3 protein-coding genes are annotated in these 3,307 nt (G+C 40.7%); all 3 read left to right on the top strand.

The genetic code is table 11. The annotated features are described in order from the left end of the window. Positions 1-219, top strand: a 219-nt coding sequence (locus ACUVXA_RS15875; protein ID WP_445872260.1) for a 4Fe-4S dicluster domain-containing protein, incomplete at its 5' end; no start/stop codon positions are given. 14 nt (positions 220-233) lie between these two features. Further along, positions 234-1,280, top strand: coding sequence for a TAXI family TRAP transporter solute-binding subunit (locus ACUVXA_RS15870; RefSeq protein ID WP_445872259.1), 1,047 nt, complete (start codon positions 234-236; stop codon positions 1,278-1,280). 94 nt (positions 1,281-1,374) lie between these two features. After that, a complete protein-coding gene (locus ACUVXA_RS15865; protein ID WP_445872258.1) occupies positions 1,375-3,237 on the top strand; it encodes a TRAP transporter permease in 1,863 nt (620 codons plus the stop codon). Positions 3,238-3,307: the final 70 nt, after the last annotated feature.

The following is a 3,307-nucleotide window of genomic DNA, read 5'->3' as shown; positions in this document are numbered from 1 at the left end:
GAGGCATGTCGCAGGGATGTCCTTATTCCCGATGATCAAGACGGAGGAACTCCCATCGTTCTCTACCCTGATGAATGCTGGTATTGCGGTTGCTGTGTTCAGGAATGTGAAAGGAATGCTATATCCTTTAATTATCCACTACCTCAAAGAATAGTAGTTATATGGAAAGAACGGGGAAGTGAAGAATTGTCATATCTCAAGCTTAAAGAGAAGACTTAATAAAGGAGGTCGTTATGGTGAGAAGAATATTCTTTATAGTATCTTTTATAGTATCAATGTTCGTTGCAATTAGCATTTTGAATCCAACTGTCTTTTCTCAAGCTCAGGAACGTTATGTTATAGACGTGATATCTCTTCCAATTGGATATGGTGTATATGACTTAGGGGTTGGCTTAGCGGATGTGATTAACAAAAATAGCAAGTGGGTGAAGGCCAATCACTTTGAGGGAAAAGAGCCAACCGTTACTATGAAGCTGTTGATTGCAGAGCCTGAAAAGAAGAAACGTACCATATTCTTTTCAGATTCATGGTCAAATTGGGCAGGAATGGCTCAATTGGGGGTTTTAAAGGGTATACAATATGACTATACCAAATTTAGAGGCCTTTTCCTTATATCAGTGGGACCAAATGTTCTAGTCACCTTGAACCCAAAGATTAAAACTATAGAAGACCTTAAAGGGAAAAAGGTTGTGCTCTCTTCCACGCCAGGAGGTGTAGTTGACCTGATATTTAAGGGAATATTTAAGGAAGCGGGCATTGAGGGGGTTATCAAGTATCAGTATCTGAAGCCGGAAGAGGCTGTAAATGCAATTAAGGATGGATTGGTGGATGTAATACAGGGAGGAGTAAGCCTTAGGCAACCGCCAAATGTATATGGTCCGGCCCCGGCACTGGTTGATTTAGCCTCGACCAGGGACACATATTTTGTTCGGGTACCAGAAAAATATATTAAGGCATTTGCAGAAAAGAATAGATGCAACGTCACAGCTGTGAAAATACATCCTAAACAATTAGGCCCACTGCAACTTGAGCCCCTTGACACAATTGCTAAATCCCTCTTTTGGGCTGTCCATTTAGAAGTACCTGATAATGTCGTTAGTGAGGTGATAAGGATAGTTTACGAAAATGCTGAAAAGTTTAAGGATTATAACCCGACTGGGAAAATTCTTACAAAGAACACAATGGCATTAATGGGACTAAGGGAGGATGAAATACACCCTACGGCGTTAAAATTCTATAAAGAAAAAAGCGTTCCTATTGGTTCCTTTGGTAAGGAATGATCTGATTGATATTTTCTCACTTTAGGTTTCTGAGATAGGTGTGTCAAGAACGGGTTCTTTTGTTGTAATAAAATAGGACAAGCGAAAGGGAACGATGTTGATCAAGATGGGTATCAATCTAATAGGTTTGGGTATGTTTCTTTACCACATGGTTTCGACACAGGTGCTCTTACAGTCCACAATTGCCCACTTGAATACTCACCTAACTCTTGCTTTAGTCCTCATCTTTTTGTCAAACAACATAAAATCTAAAACCAGGCTTGAAACCTATCTCTCTTCAAGTTTGGCCGTTTTTTCGTTGATATGTGGTCTGTACATTCAACTTCAGTGGCAGGAACTCCAGATGCGCATGTACTTTAATACATTATCGGACCTTATTATAGGTGGGGCCTTGATCTTTCTTGCCTTAGAATCCACAAGACGAGAAATGGGTCTCTTCTTGCCAATTTTCATCCTCTGCGTTGTCATTTATCCTTTTGTTGGCCATTTGCTGCCAGAACCTTTTTACTGCCATTCACTGGGAATTAAGAAAACCATTTCAAAGCTATCTATAGGATTGGAAAGTGGGATCTTCCAATATTTATCAATTTCTACAAACTACATATTTCTCTTCGCTGTTTTTGGGGGGTTGTTACAAGCAGTTGGGGGAACCGAATTCTTCATAGGAATTTCGAGAATTTTGGCAGGAAGGATACAGGGAGGGCCTGGGATGATAGCGGTACTAAGCAGCGCCTTGGTCGGTTCTATTACAGGGAGTGGAGCAGCAAATGTCATGATTACTGGGGTCTTTACTATACCCTTAATGAAAAGGACAGGGTTTAAGCCTGAGCAGGCAGGGGCGATTGAAGCTGCTGCCTCGAACGGAGGCCAGATTATGCCCCCCATTATGGGTATGGTAGCATTTGCAATGGCTGGGTTAACCGGCATACCTTACATCAATATATGTGCAATGGCTGTAATTCCTGCAGCCCTCTATTATTTTACTTGTGGGACATATGTTTATCTCAATGCAAAAAGGCTAAACATTGGAAGAGGGCTGGATATGAATGAGAAAGAAAGACCTAATAGGAAAAGTATGTTTCTTTCTTCCCTTACTTTTGTAGTTCCCTTCACGCTTATCGTTGTTCTTCTGATAAAGGGATACAGTGTTATGCTCGTTGCTTTTTGGGCAATAGTGAGCGTAATCTTAATAGGAATCATTAACAGAAAAAGCGCAAAAGAGATTATCAATGGCATAACTGCAGGTGTGAAAGCTGGATCGGGAATTGCAGCCTCAGTTGCTGCAGTTGGCCTTTTGGCAACTACATTCATAACGAGCGGTTTAGGTGTCAAGATTGCATCAGGGATTGAACTATGGAGCAGGGGAAATCTCTTCTTGGCATTATTGATAATATGGGCAGTTTGCATTGTGTTGGGTTGTGTGGGTTTAGCTATTACTGCTTACATAGTTGCTGCATTATTTGGGGTTGCTCCACTTGTAAAAATGGGAGTGCCTTTTGAGATAGCACATTTCTTTGTAATGTATGCCTCAGTATTTGCCTTCCTTACTCCCCCTATTGCTGTGGTAGCGCTTATAGCTGCACGAGTGGCCGGGGCTACATATTTAAAGACGGCAAAGGAGTCTACAAAAATAGCCTTAGCCGCATTTTTATTACCATTTCTATTCATTTACTCTCCGGTTCTTCTTTTAAAGCCTAAGAACCTTGCGGATGTTTGGGAAATCCCTATAATAATAGTTGGTCTTGTTGTTCTTGAATCAGGATTAGTGGGATACTTATTCAGGAGTTATACTGTATGGGAAAGAGTGATTTCAATCGCTGCAATGGTTCTCTTGTCTCTATTTTTAGCTACGAAAGGTGAAGCCTTCCTTATTTTTGGAGGATTTGTTGTGGGAGCTTTACTGTTTTTAAATAGAAAAATCACTCCGGCTTCCTTTTTGGGCAGGCCTCCTTTGTAACGATGAAATATTAGAACATAAATAAGGTAAACAGAAATATGGGGTCAGGCCTTGAAATATTAGTTTCCCA

The organism is Candidatus Jordarchaeum sp., from assembly GCF_052745115.1.
Note: the sequence above shows the minus strand (reverse complement) of the source record. Positions and strands in the feature narration are given on the sequence as shown.